Source organism: Pseudomonas sp. GW823-FHT06E10 (assembly GCF_058794995.1).
Genome location: NZ_JBXAHJ010000001.1, coordinates 51,725 through 75,455, shown reverse-complemented (window position 1 = coordinate 75,455; position 23,731 = coordinate 51,725). Strand labels below are relative to the sequence as shown.

The window sequence follows — 23,731 nt, the reverse complement described above, 5'->3', positions numbered from 1 at the left end:
TGATTGGCGTCGGCTGTACCTTTTTCGCGAGCAAGCTCGCTCCTACAGGGGGGGATGTGTGGGATTAACCGCGCTTGGTCAGGCCCATTTTTGCTCGGCCTTCAGCCGGGGTCAGGACGCGGGCGCCGAGGCGGCTGAGGATTTCCGAGGCGCGCTCGACCAGTTGGCCGTTGGTCGCCAGCACGCCCTTGTCCAGCCACAGGTTGTCTTCCAGTCCGACTCGCACGTTGCCGCCGAGCAACACTGCTTGTGCCGCCATCGGCATCTGCATGCGACCGATACCGAAACCGGCCCAGACCGCGTCGGCCGGCAGGTTGTCGACCATGGCTTTCATGGTGGTGGTGTCCGCCGGCGCGCCCCAAGGGATGCCCAGGCACAGCTGGAACAACGGGTTGTCGAGCAGGCCTTCCTTGATCATCTGCTTGGCGAACCACAGGTGGCCGGTGTCGAAGATTTCCAGCTCGGCTTTAACGCCCAGTTCCTGGATGCGTTTGGCGCCAGCGCGCAGTTGGGCCGGGGTGGAGACGTAAATGGTGTCGCCGTCGCCGAAGTTCAGGGTGCCGCAGTCGAGGGTGCAGATTTCCGGCAGCAGTTCTTCGACGTGGGCCAGGCGGGTCAGCGGGCCGACCAGGTCGGTATTCGGGCCGAATTCCATCGGGTTCTCGCCAGCGCCGATTTCCAGGTCGCCGCCCATGCCGGCGGTGAGGTTGACGATGATGTCCACGTCCGCCTCGCGGATGCGCTCCATCACTTCGCGATACAGCGCCACGTCACGGCTGAACTTGCCGGTTTGCGGGTCGCGCACATGGCAGTGAACCACGGTGGCACCGGCCTTGGCGGCTTCCACGGCGGCAGCCGCGATTTGTTTCGGGGTGACCGGCACGTGCGGGCTCTTGGCGGTCGTGTCGCCAGCACCGGTGAGTGCGCAGGTGATGATGACGTCGTGGTTCATGAGGCGGTTCCTTACAGGCGAGTTTTTGGTTTTGGCCGGGCGTGGTGATCCCGTTCGCAGCCCGTTGGGGCTGCGAGTCGGTGGTTCATTCGGTTTATTTACTGGTCAGTTTCAGGTTTTCAGCCGCCGGTTTGCCATCGAAGGTGGTGACGCCTTCAAGCCAGCGTTTTTTGTCCTGCGGGTGATCCTTGAGCCATTGTTTGGCCGACTCGAAAGCGTCCTTGTGATCCAGCAGCGGCTGCATCATCCGGCTCTCGTCTTCGGCGGTGAACGTCAGGTTGCTCAGCAGGCGACCGATGTTCGGGCATTGTTCGGCGTATGTCGGTGCGGTGACGGTCCACACGGTGGCCTTGCCTTCGTCCGGCCCAAGGGCGTTTTCACTGCCGGTGAGGTAGGTCATTTTCACGTTGACGTTCATCGGATGCGGCGCCCAGCCGAAGAACACCACGGCTTCGTTGCGACGCACGGCGCGGTCCACGGCGGCGAGCATGCCGGCTTCGCTGGACTCGACCAGCTGGAACTTGCCAAGGCCGAACTGGTTCTTGGAGATCATCGCCTTGATCTGGGTGTTGGCGCCCGAGCCAGGCTCGATGCCGTAGATCTTGCCGCCCAGTTCTTTTTCGAATTTGGCGATATCAGCGAAGGTTTTCAGGCCCTTGTCGGCGAGGTAGGTCGGCACGGCGAGGGTCGCGCGGGCATCCTGCAGGCTTGGCGCTTCAAGCACCTTGACCTGCTTGGCATCGACGAACGGGGTGATGGTCTGGGTCATCAGCGGGTTCCAGTAGCCGAGGAACAGGTCCAGACGCTGGTCGCGGATCCCGGCGAAGATGATTTGCTGGGAGGCGCTGGTTTGTTTGGTGCTGTAGCCGAGGCCGTCGAGCAATACCTGGGTCATGGCACTGGTGGCGATCACGTCGGTCCAGTTCACTACACCCATGCGCACGTTCTGGCATGCGGCGGGTTCGGCGGCCATGACACTGGCGCTCAGTAACGCGGTACCACTGAGTGCAAGAACACAGCTGCTGATCAGTCGTTTCATCTCAGGTTCCTCGGCAGTTCGTTATTGTGAGTTCCGGTGTCTGATGCGCCGGTGATGCCAAGTTACGCAGCAAAGCACCGATGAAAGCGCACTGCGGCGACCAGCTCTTGCACTGCAGCGACCTGTGCTCTTGAATGCCGCTCGCAACTGGCGTATCAACATCCCTACGCTGCCCGCCCTCTCGTTACCTGGCCTCTTGTTACCTGCTAAGCGAGTGCGCTCCATGTCCCAGGATTTCTACTTCTTGTTGATGCCGGGTTTCTCGGCCATCGGATTTATCTCGGCCATCGAGCCGTTGCGGGTGGCCAATCGCTTTCGTGGCGAGCTGTATCGCTGGCATGTGCTGAGCGCCGATGGCGGGGCGGTGCTGGCGAGCAACGGCATGTCGGTCAACGCCGATGCGGCGCTGGAACCGTTGAAAAAAGGCGTGACGCTGCTGGTGGTCGCCGGGTTCGAGCCCCTGAAGTTCACCACCCCGGCGCTGGAACACTGGCTGCGCCGCCTGGACCACGAAGGCGTGACTCTCGGCGGCATCGACACCGGCAGCTTCATCCTCGCCGAGGCGGGTTTGCTCGACGGCCATCGCCTGACCCTGCACTGGGAAGCCATCGACGCGTTCAAGGAATCTTATCCACAGCTCAGCGTCACCCAGGAACTGTTCGAGATCGACCGCCGTCGCATCACCTCTGCTGGCGGCACCGCCTCTATTGATTTAATGCTGGATCTGATCGCCCAGGCCCATGGCCCGGAGCTGGCGATCCAGGTCAGCGAGCAATTCGTGCTTGGCCGCATCCGCCCGCGCAAAGACCATCAGCGCATGGAAGTCGCCACGCGTTATGGCATCAGCAACAAGAAGCTGGTTCACGTGATCGGCGAGATGGAGCAGCACAGCGAACCGCCGCTGAGCACGCTGGAACTGGCGGAATCGATCAAGGTGACGCGGCGGCAGCTGGAGCGCCTGTTTCGCCTGCATCTGAACGACACGCCGAGCAATTTCTACTTGCGATTAAGGCTGGAAAAGGCCCGGCAGTTGCTACGCCAGACCGACATGAGCGTGCTGGAAGTGAGCATTGCCTGCGGGTTTGAATCGCCGTCGTATTTCACCCGCAGTTATCGGGCGAAATATGAGCGGTGCCCGCGGGAGGATCGACGTACGGCGCAGGCATAAACACCCGAGAAACCTGTGGGAGCGAGCTTGCTCGCGATGAGGTCGGCACATTCAACATAGATGTCGACTGCCTTACCGCCATCGCGAGCAAGCTCGCTCCCACAGGTTCTTGGTGTTCCGGAAGTTTATTTACTTCTTCACCAATGCCGAACATGCCGCCTTATACGCCTCATGCTGATACTTGTTCAGCGTTCCCGGCAGCTCGAAATTGTGCTTTTTGGCTTGGGCATTGATGGTCTGCGGCGACAGCAAGGTCACCTCGCAATTCTCCAGCAACTGGAAAACTCCCTCGATCTTGAACGTGGTCGGCCCGCCAGCGAACTCGCCTTTCTTGCTGCGTTTCTTGATCGCAATGCGGTCGATGGAATTCTCACGGACAAACGAAGCGACCTGAGCGGCGAATACTTTGACGTTGGCGGCCTCGTCGTCATCGTCCAGGGCAATTTTCTTGGTGGCGAGCGCGACATGGCTCAGCGCCTGACCGTCCAGCGTGGCCACGGCGATGATCGCTTCGCTGCCTTTGATTTCGATGCCGCAGACTTTCATGTTCAATCCCATTAGTGACAGAGGGTGTGCAGCTTACAGCTCAAGCTGGCTGGGGAACGGATCACTCCTGCCCAATCGACTCCAAAAACTCCGACCGCTCGTCGCTCATCCGTGCAATGCAATCGTTCTGAGCAATGGTGAGCGCCTTGCTGCCGTTGGTGGCCGGGAAGGCTTCGACGGCGCAGTCTGCGTCGCGGGTCTTCAGCCATTGCTGTTGGGCGGCTTTGATCTTGGCGGTGATGTCGGCCAGTTGCGACGGGTTTTTGCCGTACTGCGACTGCATGCGCTCGGTCAGGCCCTGGAGGTTTTCCTTGAGCAGGTCTTCGGCGGAGGTTTTGCTGAAGGCCGAGCACTCGAGGGTCTGGATGTCGTTTTCGACTTTGTCGCAGGGATTGTCGTCGGCCACCTCCGCTGCGTGTACGCCGGTCGCAATCAGTGCCATTGCCAGAATGATCGATTTCATTATCGTCGCCGCTCTTGTCCAGTGAAGCATCCAGTGATGCGGCGAATTCTGGCCCAAGCCAGGGGCCTTGAACAGGTCGATGATTGTGCCTGGCGACGACCCTTTGTCGCGGATTGACGCTTTCGGCAAACCCCCTGTCGTTTTTGCACCCGGCTGCCCCTGCACCGAGGCATATGCTGGCCCCAAAGCGCCGGCACACGATTCGGCGCATGAATCGCTAACAAGGGGACAGCCTGATGAGCCCAGCCGAATTGCACGCCGACAGCATCGTTATCGACGGGCTGATTATCGCCAAGTGGAACCGTGAACTGTTCGAAGACATGCGCAAGGGCGGTCTGACGGCGGCTAACTGCACCGTGTCGGTGTGGGAGGGCTTTCAGGCCACCGTCAACAACATCGCCGCGAGCCAGAAGCTGATTCGCGAGAACAGCGACCTGGTGATCCCGGTGCGCACCACCGCCGACATCCGTAAAGCCAAGGAGCAGGGCAAGACCGGCATCCTGTTCGGCTTCCAGAACGCTCACGCCTTCGAAGACCAGATCGGCTATGTCGAGGTGTTCAAGCAACTGGGCGTCGGCATTGTGCAGATGTGCTACAACACCCAGAACCTGGTGGGCACCGGTTGCTACGAGCGTGACGGCGGCCTGTCGGGTTTCGGTCGCGAAATCGTCGCCGAGATGAACCGCGTTGGTGTGATGTGCGACCTGTCCCACGTCGGTTCCAAGACTTCCGAAGAAGTCATCCTCGAGTCGAAGAAACCGGTCTGCTACTCCCACTGCCTGCCATCGGGGCTCAAAGAGCACCCGCGCAACAAGTCCGATGAAGAACTGAAGTTCATCGCCGACCACGGCGGCTTTGTCGGCGTGACCATGTTCGCGCCGTTCCTGGCCAAGGGCATCGATTCGACCATCGACGACTACGCCGAAGCCATCGAGTACGTGATGAACATCGTCGGCGAAGACGCCATCGGCATCGGCACCGACTTCACCCAGGGCCATGGCCAGGACTTCTTCGAATACCTGACCCACGACAAGGGCTACGCCCGCCGCCTGACCAGTTTCGGCAAGATCATCAACCCGCTGGGCATCCGCACCGTGGGCGAGTTCCCGAACCTGACCGAGACCCTGCTCAAGCGCGGCCACTCCGAGCGCGTGGTACGCAAGATCATGGGCGAGAACTGGGTCAACGTCTTGAAAGATGTCTGGGGCGAATAAGCCGCCGCACCTCTGAATCCTTTCCCCCGGCCGCCCGCGCCGGGGGCAACACCAAAATTTTTCTGGAGTTAAGTTTCCATGGCCAAGATCGCCCCGCAATTGCCAATCGAAGTCGACAGCGAAACCGGTGTCTGGACCTCCGACGCCCTGCCGATGCTGTACGTGCCGCGCCATTTCTTCGTTAACAACCACATGGGCATCGAGGAAGTGCTGGGCGCTGAAGCCTATGCCGAAATCCTCTACAAGGCCGGCTACAAGTCCGCCTGGCACTGGTGTGAAAAAGAAGCCGAATGCCACGGTCTGGAAGGCGTAGCGGTGTTCGAACACTACATGAAGCGCCTGTCGCAGCGCGGCTGGGGCCTGTTCAAGATCCAGGACATCGACCTCGACAAAGGCACCGCCAGCGTCAAGCTCGAACACTCGGCATTCGTCTACGTGTACGGCAAGGTCGGGCGCAAGGTCGACTACATGTTCACTGGCTGGTTTGCAGGGGCCATGGATCAGATCCTCGCCGCTCGCGGCAGCAAGATCCGCACCGTGGCCGAACAAGTCTACGGTGGCTCCGAAGAGGGCCACGAAGACGGCTTGTTCACCGTCAAGCCGTTGTAAGTCGAGGAACCCGCCATGGCTTTCGAAGCAATGTTCCAGCCGATCCAGATCGGCAAACTGACCATCCGCAACCGCGTGCTCAGCACCGCGCACGCCGAGGTCTATGCCACCGACGGCGGCATGACCACCGACCGGTACGTCAAGTATTACGAAGAGAAAGCCAAGGGCGGTATCGGCCTGGCGATTTGTGGCGGTTCGTCCGTGGTGGCCATCGACAGCCCGCAGGAATGGTGGAGTTCGGTGAACCTGTCCACCGACCGCATCATTCCGCACTTCCAGAATCTTGCCGACGCCATGCACAAGCACGGCGCCAAGATCATGATCCAGATTACCCACATGGGCCGTCGCTCGCGTTGGGACGGTTTCAACTGGCCGACGCTGATGTCGCCGTCAGGCGTGCGCGAGCCGGTGCACCGTGCCACTTGCAAAACCATCGAGCCGGAAGAGATCTGGCGGGTGATCGGCAACTACGCTCAAGCGGCCCGCCGCGCCAAGGCCGGTGGCCTGGACGGTGTCGAACTGTCGGCGGTGCATCAGCACATGATCGACCAGTTCTGGAGCCCACGGGTCAACAAGCGTACCGACGAATGGGGCGGCACCTTCGAAGGCCGCATGAAGTTCGGTCTGGAAGTGCTCAAGGCCGTGCGCGCCGAGGTCGGTGACGATTTCTGCGTGGGCATGCGCATCTGCGGTGACGAGTTCCACCCGGATGGTCTATCCCACGAAGACATGAAGCAGATCGCCAAGTATTACGACGATACCGGCATGCTCGACTTCATTGGCGTCGTGGGTTCGGGTTGCGACACCCACAACACCCTGGCCAACGTGATTCCGAACATGAGTTATCCGCCGGAGCCGTTCCTGCATCTGGCTGCCGGTATCAAGGAAGTGGTCAAGGTTCCAGTGCTGCACGCGCAGAACATCAAGGACCCTAACCAGGCCACACGTATCCTGGAAGGCGGTTACGTCGACATGGTCGGCATGACCCGCGCGCACATCGCCGACCCGCACCTGATCGCCAAGATCAAAATGGGCCAGATCGACCAGATCAAACAATGCGTCGGTGCCAACTACTGCATCGACCGTCAGTATCAGGGTCTGGATGTGCTGTGCATTCAGAACGCCGCGACTTCTCGTGAATACATGGGCTTGCCGCACATCATCGAAAAAACCACTGGCGTGAAACGCAAGGTGGTGGTGGTCGGCGCCGGTCCCGCCGGGATGGAAGCCGCCCGCGTGGCCGCCGAGCGTGGCCACGACGTGACCCTGTTCGAGAAAAAGGAATTCATCGGCGGGCAGATCACCACCGCATCGAAAGCCCCGCAACGGGACCAGATCGCCGGTATCACCCGCTGGTATCAACTGGAACTGGCGCGGTTGAAAGTCGACCTGCGCCTGGGCACCGCGGCTGACGCGCCAACCATCATGGACCTGCGTCCGGACGTGGTGGTGCTGGCCGTCGGCGGTCATCCGTTCATCGAGCAGAACGAACACTGGGGCGCGGCTGAAGGCCTGGTGGTCAGCAGCTGGGACATCCTCGATGGCAAGGTGGCACCGGGCAAGAACGTGCTGGTCTACGACACCATTTGCGAGTTCACCGGCATGTCGACCGCCGACTTCCTCGCCGACAAGGGCAGCCAGGTCGAGATCGTGACCGACGACATCAAACCTGGTGTGGCGATTGGCGGTACGTCGTTCCCGACTTACTACCGCAGCATGTATCCGAAAGAAGTGATCATGACCGGCGACATGATGCTGGAGAAGGTCTACCGCGAAGGCGACAAGCTCGTAGCGGTACTGGAAAACGAATACACCGGCGCCAAAGAGGAGCGGGTGGTTGACCAGGTGGTCGTGGAAAACGGCGTGCGTCCGGACGAAGAAATCTACTACGCGCTGAAGGAAGGCTCGCGCAACAAAGGCCAGATCGACGTCGAAGCCTTGTTCGCGATCAAGCCGCAACCTTGCCTGGAACAGAGCGGCGACGGCTACCTGCTGTTCCGCATCGGCGACTGCGTGGCCCAGCGTAACGTGCACGCGGCGATCTACGACGCGCTGCGGCTGTGCAAGGATTTCTAACGGCTTGCACATAACCCTGTGTAGGAGCGAGCTCGCTCGCGATGAATTTGAAGGCGCCGCGTTCTTCCAGACCGCACGCGTCATCGTTAACGCCCATCGCGAGCAAGCTCGCTCCTACAGGGAGTCGAGCAAGGTATCCAGGTAGTTAAGCCCGAGGTCTTTGGGAGCTTCACCATGTTGAACACCCTTCTTCCAATCCTGTTGTTCGCCGCCCTGGGCCTTGGTGTCCTGGGCGCGTTGCGGCGGGTGGCCATGTGGCGCCGGGGCCGAGCCTCCAAGGTCGACCTGATCGGCGGCCTGTTCGCCATGCCCAAGCGCTACATGGTCGACTTGCACCATGTGGTAGCGCGGGACAAATACATTGCCAACACCCACGTCGCCACGGCTGGCGGTGCGGTGGCGTCCATCGTGCTGGCGATTCTGGTGCATGGTTTCGGCCTGCATAACCGCTTCCTCGGCTATGCGTTGCTGCTGATGTCGGCGGTGATGTTCGTTGGTGCGATCTTCGTTTACCTGCGTCGGCGCAACCCGCCGTCGCGCCTGTCGAAAGGCCCGTGGATGCGCCTGCCGAAAAGCCTGCTGGCGTTCTCGGCCTCGTTCTTCCTGTTGACCCTGCCGGTGGCGGGCATCCTGCCGGAAAATTTCGGTGGCTGGCTGTTGGCGGCGATTCTCGGGGTTGGCGTGTTGTGGGGCGTGTCGGAACTGTTCTTCGGCATGACCTGGGGCGGGCCGATGAAACACGCCTTTGCCGGTGCCTTGCACCTGGCTTGGCACCGCCGCGCCGAACGCTTTGGTGGTGGTCGTTCCACGGGGTTGAAACCGCTGGATCTTAGCGACCTGACCGCGCCACTGGGTGTGGAAAAACCCAAGGATTTCACCTGGAACCAGTTGCTCGGCTTCGACGCCTGCGTCCAGTGCGGTAAATGCGAAGCAGCGTGCCCGGCCTTCGCTGCCGGTCAGCCGCTGAACCCGAAAAAACTGATTCAGGACATGGTCGTTGGCCTGGCCGGTGGCACCGATGCCAAGTTCGCCGGCAGCCCGTACCCAGGCAAAGCCATTGGCGAACACGCGGGCAATCCGCATCAGCCGATCGTCAACGGTCTGGTAGATGCCGAGACGCTGTGGTCATGCACCACCTGCCGCGCTTGCGTCGAGGAATGCCCGATGATGATCGAGCACGTCGATGCCATCGTCGACATGCGCCGTCATCTGACCCTGGAAAAAGGCGCGACACCGAACAAGGGTGCCGAAGTCCTGGAAAACCTGATCGCCACCGACAACCCTGGCGGTTTCGCGCCGGGCGGGCGGATGAACTGGGCAGCGGACCTGAACCTCAACCTGCTCAGCGAAAAGAAGTCCACCGACGTGCTGTTCTGGGTCGGCGACGGCGCCTTCGACATGCGTAACCAGCGCACCCTGCGCGCCTTCGTCAAAGTGCTCAAGGCGGCGAAAATCGACTTCGCCGTGCTCGGCCTCGAAGAGCGCGACAGCGGTGACGTGGCCCGGCGCCTGGGCGACGAAGCAACCTTCCAGCTGTTGGCCAAGCGCAACATCCAGACTCTGGCCAAATACAGTTTCAACCGTATCGTGACCTGCGATCCGCACAGTTTCCACGTGCTGAAAAACGAGTACGGCGCCTTCGATGGTAACTACCTGGTGCAGCACCACAGCACCTACATGGCAGAAATCATCGATGCTGGCGCGCTCAATCTTGGCCAGCACAAAGGCGACAGAGTGACCTATCACGATCCGTGCTACCTCGGCCGTTACAACGGCGAATACGAGGCACCGCGCCAGGTTCTGCGCGCGCTCGGGATTGAAGTGAAAGAAATGCAGCGCTCCGGCTTCCGCTCCCGCTGCTGCGGCGGTGGTGGCGGCGCGCCGATCACCGACATTCCCGGCAAGCAGCGCATTCCCGACATGCGCATGGAAGACATCCGCGAAACCGGCGCCGAACTGGTGGCCGTGGGTTGTCCACAGTGCACCGCGATGCTTGAAGGCGTGGTCGAACCACGTCCGCTGATCAAGGACATCGCCGAACTAGTGGCTGATGCGTTGCTCGAAGACGCCGCGCCGGGAAAGCCTTCGGCACCGGCCAAACGTGAACCTGCGGAGGTGCATTGATGAGTGACATTATCCGCCGCGACCCTCGCGCCGAATGGATCGCCCGCAACCGTCTGCACCCGCTGCACGCGGCCATGCAGCCAGCGCAACACAGCTGGATGGGGCCTAACGGCGTCATCCGCAAGAATCCCCATGGTGTCGGTTTCATTGGCCCCAACGGCATCAAGCGCATTGACCGCAGTGGCGCACAGCAGGGCGGAGCGACCAAACGCTCGGCTGCCGTCGAAGTGCAATTGCCGCTGCATCAGGTGGCCGCACCAGCGTTTTACATCAGCGTGGTGCCGGACATGGTCGGCGGCCGCTTGAGCAGCCACGACCGCGACCTGCTGGGCCTGGCTCATCAACTGGCTGGCAAGGACGGTGCAGTGCTGGCCGTGGTGTTCGGCGAACACAAGGAAAACGCTTTCGCCACGGCGGGCGTCGACCGCCTGCTGGTGCTGGACGGCGAAGAATTCAGCGGTTATGCACCGGAACAACGGGTCCAGGGCCTGCGGGCTGTGGATAACCAGTTCAGCCCGCATCACTGGTTGCTGCCGGACAGCCGCAGCGGTGGTGGCGAACTCGGCCGACGTTTTGCCGCAGCACTGGGCGAGCGCCCGGCCACGCGGGTCTGGCAAGTCAAGGATCAGGAGTGCATCGGCCGCGCCGGTGCTGGCCTGCAAGACCTTGCCCGTCCGCTGGCGCGACTGATTCTGGCGGCTGCCGAGTGCGCCGAGCCGGTCAGCGAAACCCGTCACGAAGCGCTGCCCGTGGAGTTATCCACAACCGTGGCACGCAGCCTGTCGCGAATCGAAGATCTGGGCGCAGTGGCCGTCGATCCGGCGGCAATCCCCATGGCTGAAGCCGAGTTCATTTTCTCCGGCGGCAACGGGGTCAAGGACTGGGGACTTTTCCACAGGACCGCCGAAGCCCTCGGCGCGACCGAAGGCGCATCGCGGGTGGCGGTGGACGACGGCTTCATGGCCCGCGACCGTCAGGTCGGGGCGTCCGGCACCTGGGTCACCGCACGGGTCTATGTGGCGGTGGGGATTTCCGGGGCGATCCAGCACCTGCAAGGTATTGGTGCCTGCGACAAGGTGGTGGCGATCAACCTCGACCCTGGCTGCGACATGATCAAACGGGCCGACCTGTCGGTGATTGGCGAAAGTGCCGAGATTCTTCAAGCCTTGATCGATGCGGTAGCGGCTTACCGCAACGACGCCAAGCGCGATGCGGCTTAAGGGAAGGAAAGGGTTATGAGCACGAAAATCATCAGCCTGGTGTCCATCGGCGCCCACCCGACGTCCGGTCGGCCGCGTCGCGCGGAACAGGATGCGCGGGCGGTGGAACTGGGCCTGCAATTGGCTGGGGATAACTTGCAGGTGCTGCATGCCGGCGACATCACCGAGCCTGCATTGCGTGCGTATCTGGGCATGGGCCTGGAACAACTGCACGTGCTGGAACAACCACAAGGCGCCGACGCGCTGCCGGCGCTGACCGATTATCTGCGCGATGCCGGGGCCCAGGTGGTGTTGACCGGCAGCCAGGCGGAAACCGGCGAAGGATCGGGCATGTTGCCATTCCTCCTCGCTGAAAACCTGGGCTGGCCGCTGGTGGTGGGGTTGGCGCAAGTCGAGTCCATCGATGGCGGTTCGGCGCTGGTGCTGCAAGCGTTGCCGCGTGGTCAGCGTCGTCGCTTGAAGGTTCGCTTGCCGTTCCTGGCAACTGTGGATAACGCCGCGCCCAAGCCACGGCAGAGTGCCTACGGCCCGGCCCGACGCGGCGTGCTGCAAGCACAGGACGTCGAGGTCATCGACGATGAACTGCTCGCGGTCGCCACCCTGCAGCCGGCCAAGCCACGGCCCAAGCGCCTTAAAGTGATCAAGGCCAAGAGCGGCGCCGATCGCATGAAAGCCGCGACGGCCAAGGCCAGCGGTGGTGGTGGGCAAGTGCTCAAAGGCGTTACGGCGCAAGCGGGGGCAGAAGCGATCCTCAAGCTGCTGATTGAGGAAGGTGTGGTCCGCTAACCCGGTTTCAGCACAGATCTCCTGTAGGAGCGAGCCTGCTCGCGATGGCGGTTAACGATGACGCGGGAGGCCTGAATGACTGTGGTGTCCTCAGGTTTTTCGCGAGCAGGCTCGCTCCTACAATGTTGATCTTCGGTGAACGCTTACACTGGTCCCACCGGATGCCTGCATTACCAGAATTCACGGGGAAACAATGACAGTTGAATTTCGTTCGGCAGTCCGCGCGGATGCGCGTGAGATTGCGCGGTTGTTCCAGATTTCATCCGAAGGCGCTTCAGACTACATCTGGAGCCAGATCGCAGAGCCCGGCCAGGATCTGTTGGACGTCGGCACCATTCGGTATGCCCGGGACGACGTGGATTTCTCCTACCAGAATTGCCTGATTGCCGAGGCCGGTGGCCAGGTCATTGGCATGATGCACAGCTACGTGATGCGCCACGATCCACTGGCGGTGCCGACGACCGACCCGGTACTGGCGCCTTACGCCGACATGGAAGTGCCCGACACGCTCTATATCTCCAGCCTTGCCCTGCACGAGGGCTGGCGCAACAGGGGCCTGGGCGTGCAGTTTCTCGCCCATGCTCAAGAACGTGCCGACCAACTGGGGCTCAATGGCCTGAGCCTGATCGACTATGCCGCCAACACTGGCGCCCGGCGCTTTTACGAGCGGCACGGATTCGAGATCATCAAAACCTGCCAGGTCACCCCTCATCCCATGATCCGCGTCACCGGTGACGCCTATCTTATGCACAGGCCCTGAATCTGCGGGGGTTCTAACCAGCGAAGGTTATCCACAACGCCACGCGCCCTCGTCCACGTTGACGAGGGCGGTGAGCTACAGTTTTCTATGCGCTGATCAAGAGTGCGACACGCTTCCGGGAGTTTTCAGACGTTCAGCGCTGACTCATGAAATCCGGTTTTTATGACTGGCCTGAACATGAAGACTTTCGCTCTTCTGGCGCTTTTTGCATCGACCCTGTGGATATCCACCGGCTTGCTGTCTGCTGTCCCGGCAAACGTGCCCGTGGCTGATCAGGACTTTTATCAATGGCTGGAGACCGGGCAGGGGCGCGACGCGTCCCTGGCGCAGCTACGGCAGCAGTGCGGCAAGGTACTGGATGCCGATAAGCACCTCAGCTGTTCAGTGACGGTCCTGGCCAGAATGCTCGAAGCCAAGGCCGCCAACCAAATCCCCGAATACTATCTGGCCATCAAGGGCAAGCATGCCCGGGCGATTGCGGCCGACACCGACCTGAATGCCCTGTTCTCCATGTTTGGCAGCGAATCACTGGCTATTCTGACGAGGGCTGGCAATTTCTCGGTCAAGGGATCTGCGCGACATGAGGTGCTGCAGCTCCATCCGTATGCCAATGACTTCTACATCGCTGAACAATCGCTGCCATTTATCGAGGTCGGCGCGGCCAACGGTGTCTCGGCGCGTTTTGTACTGGACACGGGGGCACCGCAAACCCGGGTCAACATTGAAACTGCGAAACAGATGGGGATCAGGATGTTGCCCGATGCTCATTATCGCTACAGCACGTTTTATGGCGAAAGGGGTCTGGCCGCGAGGTTGGGAATTCTCGGGTCATTGAGAGTCGGCACCCGTGAGTTCAGGAACGTCCTGGTCTTTGTCAGCGACCGGGATAATTTGTTGGGGCTGGATCTGATCAGCAAGCTGGGGCGCTTGAAGATAACCAGGAGAACACTGGAGCTTAATCCGCCGCCTGCCCGGCGCTGTGATGCGCCAATTGTCTTGAGCCGCCTGGATCTCAACCAACGGCTGGTAGTTGCCGCACAGCTGGATCGTCGGACAACGCAAGCCATCATCGATACGGGAAATGTCGACTACCTGACGGCCGCGTCGCCCGGCAGGCACGTCAGCGTGGCGCAGGCGCTGACACCGGGAGGCTCGAACGTTTACACCGGCGACAATAAGCACTTTCAACGCTTCACCGGCGTATTGGCCCTGCAAGGCGACACCTTGGTGGTCAGCTACAAATACTACCCGGGCTTTACCATCCCGCCGTCGTTGGTGGACGGACAATACGTGCCGTCGATATTGCTCGGATGGCGCGCCTTCAAAGACTTTGAATTGAACCTGGATCTCGATTCAGGTCGCTCATGCCTCAATAGAGTCTGAACAGCTTGGACGGTTACCCACAATCCCTGTTGGTGGTTCTGTGGATAACATGTTCGCCCCTCGCTACACCCCATACAAATCAAGCCTTGCATGGCGTCGATCAAAAAACACCCAGCCTGGCTCGTGGTTTTTCCATGCTTTTTCAAGGGGATATGTGCTGCTGCTGATGCAGACTTGCCCCCAATCTCTGTTGGCGCTTCTGTGGATAAGATGTTTGCTATCGGCTGCAGGCCTTATAAACAGAGACGTGTAGGCTTTTGATCATAAAATGATCAAAAGCCCGTTTGGCGTCGTGAGCCTCCACGCAAACGCCGAGTTCCTGCGGGTTTTAGCGGTTTTCCACAGCCCTTGCGAAGTTAACCCCAAAGTCTGTTGGCGCTTCTGTGGGTAAGGTGTTTGCCATCCTCTGAAAGCCTTGCAGTACGTGACTTTCAGGCTTCTGGTTAAAAAATGACCAGTGCGCCAGTGGAAGCATGCTTCTGGATAAGTCACGTTTTTTCTTTGGTTTTTGTGAAGAGATTTTGCAGTCTTTCCACAGTTGTCCCCAATAGCTGTGGGTGGAGATGTGGATAACTTGTTTGCGGAAGGCTGGGAGGCGTGCGCAGCATAGCTCTGAACGAAATAGATCATATTTCGTACAGTTCTAAAGATAGAGGAATGTGTAGCGGGGAGAAAACCTGTTGCGAGCAAGCCCCTTGTAGGAGCGAGCTTGCTCGCGATGGTCGTGAACGATGACGCGAAAAGACAGATGGCCAGCGGTGCCCCTGGATTTTTCGCGAGCAAGCTCGCTCCTACAGGGGCATGCTTTAGCCTTGAACCGGAACACCTTTGAGGTAAGGCGCAGGCTCGGCACCCAAGTTGCTCAGCAGGCGCTCGCTGTACCAGTCCACAAAGTTCACCACACCGAACTCATAGGTCTTGGAGTACGGACCAGGCTGGTAGGCGGTGGAGTTGATGCCGCGCTGGTTTTCTTCGGCCAGGCGACGGTCCTGGTCGTTGGTGGCGTCCCAGACCTGGCGCATGCGCTCCACGTCGTAGTCCACGCCTTCGACCGCGTCCTTGTGCACGATCCACTTGGTGGTGACCATGGTTTCCTGAGCGCTGATCGGCCACACGGTGAACACGATGATGTGGTCGCCCATGCAGTGGTTCCAGGAGTGCGGCAGGTGCAGGATGCGCATCGAGCCCAGGTCAGGGTTCTTGATGCGACCCATCAGCTTGGCGCAGCCCTGCTTGCCGTCCATGGTCATCGACACGGTGCCTTTGAGCAGCGGCATGCGCACGATGCGGTTGCGCAGGCCGAAGCTGGCGTGGGCGTAAGGAATCTTCTCGGCTTCCCAGGCAGCGGCGGAGGCGGCTACGTGGTCCTTGAAGGCCTGGTCGGCGCGCGGGTCGGTGACGTCGTCCCACTCCAGCAGGGTTTTCAACAGTTCCGGGTGCGACGCGTTGCAGTGGTAGCACTCGCGGTTGTTTTCCAGCACCAGTTTCCAGTTGGCCTTTTCCATCAAGGTGGTTTGCACCGCCACCTTGGTGTTCTCCATGTCGTACGGTTCCATGTAGTGGTTGAGCGTCGACAGGAAGTCATCGATGGCCGGCGGGTTCTCCGCCAGGCTGATGAAGATGTAGCCGCCAGCGGTCTTCACGTTCACCGGCTTGAGGCCGTACTGGTTCATGTCGAAGTCGGCGCCCATTTCGGTGCCGGCGAACAGCAGGCGGCCGTCGAGTTCGTAGGTCCACTGGTGATAGTGGCAAACCAGCTTGGCGACCTTGCCCTTGTCGCTTGTGCACAGGCGCGAGCCACGGTGGCGGCAGACGTTATGGAACGCGTGCACCACGCCTTCGGCGCCACGGATCACGATGATCGGGTTCTTGCCGATCTGCAGGGTCAGGTAGTTGCCCTTGGTAGGGATCTCGCAGGTCATGCCGGCGATCAACCACTCTTTCTGAAAGATTTCCTGCATGTCGATATCAAACAGGCGCTCGTCGGAGTAAAACGGCTGCGGCAGCGAGAACGTGCGTTCGCGCTCTTGCAGCATCTGCGCGGTGGCCTTGCGTGCGGGTTCCAGCGGATCGCCCAGGCTCAGGGTAGTAGTGACGTCCATCGTGTATTTCCTCAAGGCCATCTGCGTGGCCGCGAAAGTGGCTGATCAGGGTTGCTACGCAAGGTGTAAAGAATGTGTCTTGGTATGGGGCGAGTGTGGGGCCGGCGCAGGCCAGAACCTTATCCATGGGCGACATGGTGCAATCTGTTCCCGACGCGCAAGCCCCAGTCGTTGGGGGCTGGTCGCGATAAGCATGTCAATGTCGCAGATAGGTAAATGGGTGATCTGCGCTATACGCAGAATCGCCAACATGAAGGCCGGCAGTCGGCCGTGGAGATCAGCATGTCCAATAGTTTCCTGAATCCGGTAACCACCCAGACCTGGGCCAATGGTCGGCACATCGTCCGTTGCGTCAAAGTCATCCAGGAAACCTGGGATGTGCGCACCTTCTGCTTCATGGCCGATCAGCCGATCATGTTCTTCTTCAAACCGGGGCAGTTTGTCACCCTGGAGCTGGAGATTGAAGGCCAGCCGATCATGCGTTCGTACACCATTTCCAGCTCGCCATCGGTGCCGTACAGCTTTTCGGTGACCATCAAGCGCGTACCGGGTGGCAAGGTCTCCAACTGGCTGCACGACACCCTGCACGAAGGCCAGGAGCTGGCGGTGCACGGACCGGTCGGGCTGTTCAATGCCATGGACTTCACCGCGCCAAAGGTGCTTTACCTCAGCGGCGGCGTCGGTATCACGCCGGTCATGTCCATGGCGCGCTGGTTCTACGACACCAACGGCAATGTCGACATGGTGTTTATCCACAGCGCCCGTTCGCCCAAGGACATCATTTACCACCGTGAGCTGGAACACATGGCGTCGCGGATCGACAACTTCAGCCTGCACCTGATCTGCGAGAAGCACGGTATGGGTGAGCCCTGGGCCGGTTATCGCGGTTACCTGAACCACAGAATGCTTGAATTGATGGCGCCTGACTTCCTTGAGCGCGAAGTGTTCTGCTGCGGCCCGACACCGTATATGAATGCGGTCAAGCGCTTGCTGGAAGCCGCTGGCTTCGACATGTCGCGTTATCACGAAGAATCCTTCGGTGCGACCCCGCCAGAGGCGCGCGCCGACGCCGTGGAACACGCCGAGCAAGCGGCCGAGGCACCGGAAGTCGACGTGGCGGATCTGCACCAGGTGGAGTTCACGGCGTCCGGCAAGAGCATTCGTGTGGCCCCGGGCGAGACCGTGCATGCGGCGGCGGCCAAGGTTGGCCTGATGATTCCGAAAGCGTGCGGCATGGGTATCTGCGGCACCTGCAAGGTGTTGAAGCTGGGTGGTGAAGTGGAAATGGACCACAACGGCGGGATCACCGAGGAAGACGAAGCTGAAGGGTTCATTCTTTCGTGCTGCAGCGTGCCTAAAGGCGACGTGCGCATCGAATTCTAATGGTTGCGCAATAGTCCCTGTAGGAGCGAGCCTGCTCGCGATGGACGTCAACGATAACGCTGACAACCTGACCCCCCGCGGTGTTCTCAGGTTCATCGCGAGCAGGCTCGCTCCTACAGGGGAGGGTGTTTAGTCGATAAACAAGTCGGTCATCAGCTTGTCGTTGCTGTCCGGCGCGAACCGATAGTGTTCGAACTCCGTCACACCGCTTTCCCGCAGAATCTCCTCATCAATCAGCAAACGCCCGGTCAGGCTGCGGTTTGCGCTGCTCAGAATCACATGCGCCGCATCCGCCATGATCGCAGGCAGGCGCGCATGCTTGAACGATTCCCTCGACCCCAACTGAAACTCGATGGCAGCGGTGGCGATCATCGTCTGTGGCCATAGCGAGTTGACGCTGATCCCGTAATTCCTGAATTCCTCGCTCATGCCCAGGGTCAGCATGCTCATGCCGTACTTGGTCACGGTATAAGGGCTGTATTGCGCGAACCACTTGGCGGCCAGGTTCAGCGGCGGCGAGAGGTTGAGGATATGGCCGCTGGACTTCTTCAGGTACGGCAACGCAGCCTGGCTGCACAGCAATACGGCGCGGGTGTTGATCTGGTGCATCAGGTCAAAGCGCTTGAGTTCGAGGTGTTGAACCCCGGTGAGCTTGATCGCCCCGGCATTGTTGATCAGTGCATCGATGCCACCGAAATGTTCGTTGGCCTGGGCCAGGGCCTGATGCACGGTATCTTCATCGCGCACATCCACTTGCAGGGCCAGTGCCTTGCCGCCTGCGGCTTCGACTTCCTGGGCCACGCTGAAAATCGTGCCCGGCAGCTTGGGGTGGGGGGCAGCGCTTTTGGCGGCGATCACAATGTTGGCCCCGTCGCGTGCGGCGCGTAGCGCGATCTCGCGACCAATGCCGCGGCTGGCGCCGGTGATGAACAGGGTTTTGCCTTGCAATGACATGCGTACGCTCCTGATTATTGTTATTTGAGCAAAGACTCGACAAACAATGTAGACGAAGTCTTCAGGTGCGGACGTAGAGGTGGGTACCCCCTGTGGGAGCGAGCTTGCTCGCGATAGCGGAGTGTCAGTCGACATCAATGCTGGATGTGCTGACCTCATCGCGAGCAAGCTCGCTCCCACAGGGTTTAGAGTGTTAGTGAGACATCACTTCGCGAATGTCCTTCGCCAATTCACGCACGCGCTCTTGCTCGGTGTCCCACGAGCACATGAAGCGTGCGCCGCCGTTGCCGATGAAGGTGTAGAAACGCCAGCCCTTGGCGGTCAGTGCGGCGATGGCCGGTTCCGACAGTTGCAGGAACACGCCGTTGGCCTGTACGGGGAACATCAGCTCCACGCCGGGGATGTCGCTGACCAGTTCGGCCAGCAATTGCGCGCAGTGGTTGGCGTGGTTGGCGTATTTGAGCCAGGCGTCGTTTTCCAGGATCCCGACCCACGGCGCCGACAGGAAGCGCATTTTTGAAGCAAGCTGCCCGGCCTGTTTGCAGCGGTAATCGAAGTCTTCGGCCAGTTTGTGGTTGAAGAACAGTATCGCCTCGCCCACGGCCATGCCGTTCTTCGTGCCGCCGAAGCACAGCACGTCGACGCCGGCCTTCCAGGTCAGGTCAGCCGGGGTGCAGCCGAGGAAGGCGCAGGCGTTGGAGAATCGTGCGCCGTCCATGTGCAGGTTCAGGCCCAGTTCCTTGCAGGTGGCGCTGATGGCGCGGATTTCGTCCGGGGTGTAGACGCTGCCGACTTCGGTGGCCTGGGTCAGGGTCACCACACGGGGTTTCGGGTAGTGGATGTCCTGGCGCTTGAGCGCGACCTCGCGGATCGATTCCGGGGTCAACTTGCCGTTTTCAGTACGGGCGATCAGCAGTTTGGAGCCGTTGGAGAAGAATTCCGGGGCGCCGCATTCGTCGGTTTCGACGTGGGCGGTTTCCGAGCAGATCACGCTGTGGTAACTCTGGCACAACGACGACAGCGCCAGCGAGTTGGCGGCGGTGCCGTTGAAGGCAAAAAACACTTCGCAGTCGGTTTCGAACAGTTTGCGGAATCCGTCGGAGGCGCGGGCGGTCCACTCGTCGTCGCCGTATGCGCGCTGGTGGCCGTGGTTGGCCTGCTCCATGGCGGCCCAGGCTTCAGGGCAGATGCCGGAATAGTTGTCGCTGGCGAATTGTTGGCTCTTGTCGGTCATGGCCTGCTTCCGTGGTCGAGATGCCTATGGTGAAGCGTCCCGTGGTCAATGAGGGTGCGCACTGTACCCAAGATCGTCAGGTGGAGCGCACAGGATGTCGCTGTCGGGAACATACACAGTCGAAGGGCAATTATGCACGTGACGATGCACAAGGCCATGCACTTAAAGCAGCGCGACGGTGCACTGGATCTGCTCAAGTGGCTGGCGCTTTTGAGCATGCTGCTCGATCACCTGCGATATGTCGGTTATTCCGTCGATCTGTTGTATGTGCCGGGGCGGCTGGCATTCCCGTGGTTCTGCCTGGCGATGGCGGCCAATCTGTCACGAAAGCCTGTTGTGCTGGACGGTGGGCAATGGCGCTATCTGGGCTGGTTGCTGCTGTTTAGCGCGGTGAGTGAAATTCCTTACCGGATGTACATTCACAATCCCGACACCTTGAACGTGCTGCCCACCCTTGCCCTGGGCTTGCTGGTGATTCGTGGCTGGCAGCAGCCGGTGCTTGCGTCGCGCCTGCTGGCCGTCGGCGCGTTGCTGCTGGCAGGGTTTTTCTCCCAGCGATTGATGTTCGGTTTCTTTGGCGTTCTGTTGCCGCTGGCGATGCTGCCGGTACTGCAACGGCCCTGGTATTTCGCGCTGTTGGCGGGGTTGGTATGCCTGGCGGCCAATCAGTGGCAGGTGCTGTATTACGCCACTCGCCTGGGCAATGTCGCGGCAATTCCGGCCATCGTCACGTGCCTGATTGCGCCATGGCTCGGGCTGTTCTTGTTGCGACATGCAAAGGGCGTAAATCCACCACCGATGCGGCGCTGGGCGTATGCGCTCTATCCCTTGCATTTTCTGCTGTTGCTCGCAGTGCGACAGGTTATCGCCTGACCCTGCTTTTGTGGCGAGGGGGCTTGCCCCCGTTGGGCTGCGTAGCGGCCCCAAACGCTTAAAAGGCAGTTTTTCAGATAAACCGCACCTGCTGAAACTGCGACTGCTTCGCAGCCGAACGGGGGCAAGCCCCCTCGCCACAGAGATATCCTCAGGCCAGCCTTTTCTTCCCATGTCGTAAACGCACCTTTGCGTGGCGCCCGTAGGCATTTGACGACTCCAAGCCAGTCATACCATCGCTACCAAAGGGCACTGCCGAAAAGCCAGTGCCTCACCGAGACGAATGGCGCACCGCCGCCGCTGGGAGAGACGCGATGTTCAGCAAGCAAGACAAGATCCAGGGTTACGACGATGCACTGCTGGCGGCGATGAATGCCGAGGAGCAACGTCAGGAAGATCACATCGAGCTGATCGCGTCAGAGAACTACACCAGCAAACGCGTCATGGAAGCGCAAGGCAGTGGCCTGACCAACAAATACGCCGAAGGTTATCCGGGCAAGCGCTACTACGGTGGCTGCGAACACGTCGACAAGGTTGAAGCCCTGGCCATCGAGCGCGCCAAGCAACTGTTCGGCGCCGATTACGCCAACGTCCAGCCGCACTCCGGCTCCTCGGCCAATAGCGCCGTATACCTGGCCCTGCTGCAAGCCGGCGACACCATTCTTGGCATGAGCCTGGCCCACGGCGGTCACCTGACCCACGGCGCCAAAGTGTCGTCCTCGGGCAAGTTGTACAACGCCGTGCAGTACGGCATCGACACCAACACCGGCCTGATCGATTACGACGAAGTCGAGCGTCTGGCCGTCGAGCACAAGCCGAAGATGATCGTCGCCGGCTTCTCGGCTTACTCCAAGACCCTCGACTTCCCGCGCTTCCGCCAGATCGCCGACAAGGTCGGTGCACTGCTGTTCGTCGACATGGCCCACGTGGCCGGTCTGGTTGCCGCTGGTCTGTACCCGAACCCGCTGCCTTACGCCGATGTGGTCACCACCACTACCCACAAGACCCTGCGCGGTCCACGTGGCGGCCTGATCCTGGCCAAGTCCAACGAAGAAATCGAGAAGAAGCTCAACGCAGCAGTTTTCCCCGGTGCCCAGGGCGGCCCGCTGATGCACGTGATCGCCGGTAAGGCGGTGTGCTTCAAGGAAGCGCTGGAGCCAGGCTTCAAGGCTTATCAGCAGCAAGTGATCGACAACGCCCAGGCCATGGCCGGCGTGTTTATCAAACGCGGCTACGATGTAGTGTCCGGCGGTACCGACAACCACCTGTTCCTGGTCAGCCTGATCCGTCAGGGCCTGACCGGCAAAGAGGCGGATGCAGCACTCGGTCGCGCCCACATCACTGTGAACAAGAACGCTGTCCCGAACGATCCACAGTCGCCGTTCGTGACCTCTGGCCTGCGCATCGGCACCCCGGCGGTCACCACTCGCGGCTTCAAGGTGACCCAGTGCGTCACGCTGGCCGGCTGGATCTGCGACATCCTCGACAACCTCGGCGACGCCGATGTCGAGGCCAATGTCGCCGAGCAAGTGGCAGCCCTGTGCGCGGACTTCCCGGTTTATCGCTGAGTGCGGTTTTGGAGTAAATGACTATGCAACGCTACTCGGGCTTCGGCCTCTTCAAACACTCTCTCAGCCATCATGAAAACTGGCAGAAAATGTGGCGCACGCCGACCCCTAAAAAGGTCTACGACGTGGTCATCGTCGGTGGTGGCGGGCATGGTCTGGCCACGGCCTACTACCTGGCCAAGGAACACGGCATCACCAACGTGGCCGTGGTCGAGAAAGGCTGGCTGGGCGGTGGTAACACCGCGCGCAACACCACCATCGTTCGCTCCAACTACCTGTGGGACGAGTCGGCGCACCTGTACGAGCACGCGATGAAACTGTGGGAAGGCCTGTCCCAGGACCTGAACTACAACGTGATGTTCTCCCAGCGCGGCGTCTACAACCTGTGCCACACCCTGCAGGACATCCGTGATTCCGAGCGTCGGGTCAGCGCCAACCGCCTCAACGGCGTGGACGGTGAGCTGCTCGATGCCAAACAGGTTGCCGACGAGATCCCGTATCTCGACTGCTCGAAGAACACCCGCTACCCGGTAATGGGCGCCACCGTCCAGCGCCGCGGCGGCGTGGCCCGTCACGATGCCGTGGCCTGGGGCTTTGCCCGGGCCGCCGATGCATTGGGCGTGGACCTGATCCAGCAGACCGAAGTGATCGGTTTCCGCAAGGAAAACGGCGTGTGCATCGGCGTGGAAACCAACAAGGGCTTCATCGGCGCCAAGCGCGTCGGCGTAGTGACCGCCGGTAACTCCGGGCACATGGCCAAGCTCGCCGGTTTCCGCCTGCCGATCGAATCCCACCCGCTGCAAGCGCTGGTGTCCGAGCCGATCAAGCCGATTATCGACAGCGTGATCATGTCCAACGCCGTACACGGTTACATCAGCCAGTCCGACAAGGGCGACCTGGTGATCGGCGCCGGTATCGACGGCTACAACGGCTACGGCCAGCGTGGTTCGTACCCGGTGATCGAGCACACCATCCAGGCCATCGTCGAGATGTTCCCGGTGCTGTCGCGGGTACGCATGAACCGTCAGTGGGGCGGCATCGTCGACACCACGCCGGATGCCTGCCCGATCATTTCGAAAACCCCGGTACCGAACATGTTCTTCAACTGCGGTTGGGGCACCGGTGGCTTCAAGGCTACACCTGGCTCGGGCAACGTATTTGCCGCAAGCCTGGCCAAGGGTGAAATGCACCCACTGGCCGCACCTTTCTCCATCGACCGTTTCCACAGCGGTGCGTTGATCGACGAACACGGCGCTGCAGCAGTCGCCCACTAACAG

20 protein-coding genes are annotated in these 23,731 nt (G+C 60.7%); 13 read left to right on the top strand and 7 right to left on the bottom strand.

Translation table 11 applies throughout. The annotated features are described in order from the left end of the window. Window positions 1–64: 64 nt before the first annotated feature. Window positions 65–952: a 3-dehydrocarnitine:acetyl-CoA trimethylamine transferase CdhC gene (gene cdhC, locus AC1Q6Y_RS00325; protein WP_057712986.1), complete on the bottom strand. Its 888-nt coding sequence runs from the start codon at window positions 950–952 to the stop codon at window positions 65–67. A 94-nt stretch (window positions 953–1,046) separates the two neighbouring features. Beyond that, window positions 1,047–1,991, bottom strand: a complete 945-nt coding sequence (locus AC1Q6Y_RS00320) for a choline ABC transporter substrate-binding protein (protein ID WP_492623888.1) — start codon at window positions 1,989–1,991, stop codon at window positions 1,047–1,049. A gap of 223 nt (window positions 1,992–2,214) precedes the next feature. Here AC1Q6Y_RS00320 and AC1Q6Y_RS00315 point away from each other — a divergent pair, with 223 nt between their 5' ends. Then, complete coding sequence (locus AC1Q6Y_RS00315) at window positions 2,215–3,159, top strand: GlxA family transcriptional regulator (RefSeq protein WP_223502268.1); 945 nt, start codon at window positions 2,215–2,217, stop codon at window positions 3,157–3,159. 129 nt (window positions 3,160–3,288) lie between these two features. Here the strand turns inward: AC1Q6Y_RS00315 and AC1Q6Y_RS00310 are convergent, their stop codons facing one another. Both AC1Q6Y_RS00310 and AC1Q6Y_RS00305 read right to left on the bottom strand, forming a co-directional pair. Beyond that, a complete protein-coding gene (locus AC1Q6Y_RS00310) occupies window positions 3,289–3,705 on the bottom strand; it encodes a DUF3010 family protein (protein ID WP_340313383.1) in 417 nt (138 codons plus the stop codon). A 61-nt stretch (window positions 3,706–3,766) separates the two neighbouring features. Then, entirely contained in the window at window positions 3,767–4,168 is a 402-nt protein-coding gene (locus AC1Q6Y_RS00305; protein WP_218494728.1) for a lysozyme inhibitor LprI family protein, read from the bottom strand. 236 nt (window positions 4,169–4,404) lie between these two features. Between AC1Q6Y_RS00305 and AC1Q6Y_RS00300 the strand changes: the two genes are divergently transcribed. The 8 genes from AC1Q6Y_RS00300 (at window position 4,405) to AC1Q6Y_RS00265 (ending at window position 14,340) form a co-directional block, all read left to right on the top strand. Further along, the gene (locus AC1Q6Y_RS00300) at window positions 4,405–5,382 is read left to right on the top strand and encodes a dipeptidase (protein WP_032829497.1); all 978 of its coding nucleotides are present in this window, start codon (window positions 4,405–4,407) and stop codon (window positions 5,380–5,382) included. A 78-nt stretch (window positions 5,383–5,460) separates the two neighbouring features. Further along, window positions 5,461–5,991 carry a DUF5943 domain-containing protein gene (locus AC1Q6Y_RS00295; RefSeq protein WP_008048169.1) on the top strand — a complete coding sequence of 177 codons (531 nt, stop codon included), beginning with the start codon at window positions 5,461–5,463 and terminating at the stop codon, window positions 5,989–5,991. 15 nt (window positions 5,992–6,006) lie between these two features. After that, the gene (gene dgcA, locus AC1Q6Y_RS00290) at window positions 6,007–8,067 is read left to right on the top strand and encodes a dimethylglycine demethylation protein DgcA (RefSeq protein ID WP_057712990.1); all 2,061 of its coding nucleotides are present in this window, start codon (window positions 6,007–6,009) and stop codon (window positions 8,065–8,067) included. 174 nt (window positions 8,068–8,241) lie between these two features. Continuing rightward, window positions 8,242–10,191, top strand: coding sequence for a dimethylglycine demethylation protein DgcB (gene dgcB, locus AC1Q6Y_RS00285; protein WP_492623887.1), 1,950 nt, complete (start codon window positions 8,242–8,244; stop codon window positions 10,189–10,191). After that, on the top strand, window positions 10,191–11,411 hold the full coding sequence (gene etfA / locus AC1Q6Y_RS00280; RefSeq protein ID WP_057712992.1) for an electron transfer flavoprotein subunit alpha: 1,221 nt from the start codon (window positions 10,191–10,193) through the stop codon (window positions 11,409–11,411). Before dgcB ends, etfA begins: the two co-directional genes overlap by 1 nt. 15 nt (window positions 11,412–11,426) lie before the next feature. After that, entirely contained in the window at window positions 11,427–12,197 is a 771-nt protein-coding gene (gene etfB, locus AC1Q6Y_RS00275; RefSeq protein ID WP_090451839.1) for an electron transfer flavoprotein subunit beta, read from the top strand. A gap of 193 nt (window positions 12,198–12,390) precedes the next feature. Then, window positions 12,391–12,957, top strand: coding sequence for a GNAT family N-acetyltransferase (locus tag AC1Q6Y_RS00270; RefSeq protein WP_057712994.1), 567 nt, complete (start codon window positions 12,391–12,393; stop codon window positions 12,955–12,957). A 162-nt stretch (window positions 12,958–13,119) separates the two neighbouring features. Next, complete coding sequence (locus AC1Q6Y_RS00265; RefSeq protein ID WP_492623886.1) at window positions 13,120–14,340, top strand: retroviral-like aspartic protease family protein; 1,221 nt, start codon at window positions 13,120–13,122, stop codon at window positions 14,338–14,340. 806 nt (window positions 14,341–15,146) lie between these two features. Here the strand turns inward: AC1Q6Y_RS00265 and gbca are convergent. After that, entirely contained in the window at window positions 15,147–16,442 is a 1,296-nt protein-coding gene (gbca, locus tag AC1Q6Y_RS00260; RefSeq protein WP_057712996.1) for a glycine betaine monooxygenase oxygenase subunit, read from the bottom strand. Window positions 16,443–16,724: 282 nt separating this feature from the next. Here gbca and gbcB point away from each other — a divergent pair, with 282 nt between their 5' ends. Continuing rightward, a complete protein-coding gene (gene gbcB / locus AC1Q6Y_RS00255; protein ID WP_090451831.1) occupies window positions 16,725–17,825 on the top strand; it encodes a glycine betaine monooxygenase reductase subunit in 1,101 nt (366 codons plus the stop codon). A 129-nt stretch (window positions 17,826–17,954) separates the two neighbouring features. On the opposite strand, the gene AC1Q6Y_RS00250 is transcribed toward gbcB, so the two are convergent. Both AC1Q6Y_RS00250 and AC1Q6Y_RS00245 read right to left on the bottom strand, forming a co-directional pair. Continuing rightward, the gene (locus AC1Q6Y_RS00250; protein ID WP_492623885.1) at window positions 17,955–18,779 is read right to left on the bottom strand and encodes an SDR family oxidoreductase; all 825 of its coding nucleotides are present in this window, start codon (window positions 18,777–18,779) and stop codon (window positions 17,955–17,957) included. Between the two features lie 193 nt (window positions 18,780–18,972). Beyond that, window positions 18,973–20,013, bottom strand: coding sequence for a threonine aldolase family protein (locus tag AC1Q6Y_RS00245; RefSeq protein WP_090451829.1), 1,041 nt, complete (start codon window positions 20,011–20,013; stop codon window positions 18,973–18,975). A 156-nt stretch (window positions 20,014–20,169) separates the two neighbouring features. Between AC1Q6Y_RS00245 and AC1Q6Y_RS00240 the strand changes: the two genes are divergently transcribed. From AC1Q6Y_RS00240 to AC1Q6Y_RS00230, 3 genes are all read left to right on the top strand, one after another. Further along, window positions 20,170–20,886, top strand: coding sequence for a TraX family protein (locus AC1Q6Y_RS00240; RefSeq protein WP_492623884.1), 717 nt, complete (start codon window positions 20,170–20,172; stop codon window positions 20,884–20,886). A 314-nt stretch (window positions 20,887–21,200) separates the two neighbouring features. Continuing rightward, window positions 21,201–22,454 carry a serine hydroxymethyltransferase gene (gene glyA, locus AC1Q6Y_RS00235; protein ID WP_102672492.1) on the top strand — a complete coding sequence of 418 codons (1,254 nt, stop codon included), beginning with the start codon at window positions 21,201–21,203 and terminating at the stop codon, window positions 22,452–22,454. Window positions 22,455–22,477: 23 nt separating this feature from the next. After that, on the top strand, window positions 22,478–23,728 hold the full coding sequence (locus tag AC1Q6Y_RS00230; RefSeq protein ID WP_007907561.1) for a sarcosine oxidase subunit beta: 1,251 nt from the start codon (window positions 22,478–22,480) through the stop codon (window positions 23,726–23,728). The last annotated feature ends 3 nt before the right edge of the window (window positions 23,729–23,731 follow it).